Raw genomic sequence first — 1,307 nt, forward strand, 5'->3', positions numbered from 1 at the left:
GGACGGAGCCCGGCGACCCCGGGCGCCGCGACGACCTCGCCGACCGCCGCTCCGAACAGGGTGTCGCCCGGACGGAGCGGCGGGAAGGGCGTGCCCTTCACGCCACCGCCGATCAGGGTGCGCAGCAGGGGAACCACCTGGAAGTAGCGGTTGCGGACCAGCACCTCCCCGTCCGCCGGCACCGGCACCGGAACATCCACGACGCTGAAATGCTCCGGCCCCGGCAGCCCGTCGGGGAGGGCGGCGAGCTGCACCGCGCGCGTGGTCCGGGGCTTTGACGACATCGGGGCTCCTCAGGGCCTTTCGTCCGGGCGGGGACCCGAACGCGGGCCACGAAGCCTACCGCTGACCCGCGCGTCAGGGACAAGAGTTCACCGGGCCGGCCCCACTAACGCCGCACCGGCCGCGGCCGCTTTCTCGTTGCGGTGACCGCATCCCCTCCGCCGACCGGCGGAATGAGGGGAACTGATTCACAGGGCTCGAAATCCAGGAATCTCGCAGCTGGTCGCCGAGCGAGTGCGCCCACTCCAGCAAAGTGGCATGGCCCTCGCCGGTCGTCGGCACTGTGACATCGCCGAGCCTGCGGCCCGCTCGTCCAGGCGACCGAAACGTTGACGTCCCGGTGGGTGTCGACGCCTCCCCCCGACCTCCAGAGCCGTGCGGGTCGCCGGTCGCGCGGTGATGGTCACATCGCCTCTTCTTCTGTCGCTGACGGTGGTGTTGGGGACTCGGGTTGATGGCGAAGACCTTCCGGCCCGTGTTCCGCAGCGTCGCCACCAGCAGTCCACGGGGATGCTTGGGCGGCGGGCGTTCCGATTCCCTGGAACGATCACCTGTGAGAGGTGAAGGCACAAACAAGGAGAAAGCAATGGCTAAGAAGTCATAACAGAATGTGCATGTAGCGCGACAAGTAGTGACGGTCGGGTGTGGTGTGGACGGGTGCGTAAGGGCGAGCAACCCCCGTGGATCGTGCCCGACAGCCTGTGGGAGCGGATCGAGCCGCTGCTGCCGAAGGTGGAGCGCCGTAAGCGCCACGCCGGACGGAAGCGGTTGGACGACCGCAAGGTGCTGTGCGGGATCTTGTTCGTGCTGCACACCGGGATCCGGTGGGAGTTCCTGCCCCAGGAGCTGGGGTTCGGGTCGGGTATGACGTGCTGGCGGCGGTTGGCCGAGTGGCATCAGGCCAGGGTGTGGGAGAGGTTGCACCGTCTTCTGCTGGAGGAGCTGCATGCCGCCGGGCAGCTGGATTGGTCCAGGGCGGTGATCGACAGCTCGCACGTGCGGGCTTTGAAGGGCGGCCCAAAACC

Annotated in this window: 1 protein-coding gene and 1 pseudogene; one reads left to right on the forward strand and one right to left on the reverse strand. The window is 68.4% G+C overall.

Features of this window, described 5'->3' with window-relative positions:
• Positions 1-284 (reverse strand): annotated as a pseudogene (locus AB0C84_RS46250) (hypothetical protein); the annotation flags it as partial.
• 655 nt (positions 285-939) lie between these two features.
• Between AB0C84_RS46250 and AB0C84_RS46255 the strand changes: the two are divergent.
• A partial coding sequence (locus AB0C84_RS46255; RefSeq protein WP_361079312.1) for a transposase occupies positions 940-1,307 on the forward strand: 368 nt, incomplete at its 3' end.

Source organism: Actinomadura sp. NPDC048955 (assembly GCF_040649435.1).
GTDB lineage: Bacteria > Actinomycetota > Actinomycetes > Streptosporangiales > Streptosporangiaceae > Spirillospora > Spirillospora luteofluorescens.